The sequence below is a fragment of the Streptomyces beijiangensis genome (assembly GCF_017315755.1).
In the GTDB taxonomy this organism is placed as follows: Bacteria; Actinomycetota; Actinomycetes; order Streptomycetales; family Streptomycetaceae; genus Streptomyces; species Streptomyces beijiangensis.
Genome location: NZ_JAFLRJ010001767.1, coordinates 1 through 227, shown reverse-complemented (window position 1 = coordinate 227; position 227 = coordinate 1). Strand labels below are relative to the sequence as shown.

At 67.8% G+C, this 227-nt stretch carries 1 protein-coding gene; it reads right to left on the bottom strand.

The features are described from left to right. Nucleotides 1–227, bottom strand: a 227-nt coding sequence (locus J0695_RS43575) for a cytochrome b N-terminal domain-containing protein (protein WP_206970323.1), incomplete at both ends; no start/stop codon positions are given.

The window sequence follows — 227 nt, the reverse complement described above, 5'->3', positions numbered from 1 at the left end:
GAATGATGTCGTGCCCCGGGAACTCCCCGCCGAAGAGGAAGAAGGAGAGGTACGTCCCCACCACGGGGACCGAGAGGATCGCCCCCTGCGCGAAGCGGATGCCGGTGCCCGACAGCAGGTCGTCGGGGAGCGAGTAGCCGGTGCGCCCGGTGATCAGGCCGAGCATCAACAGCGTCCAGCCGAAAAGCCAGTTGACCTCGCGCGGCTTGCGGAAGGCGCCCGTGAAG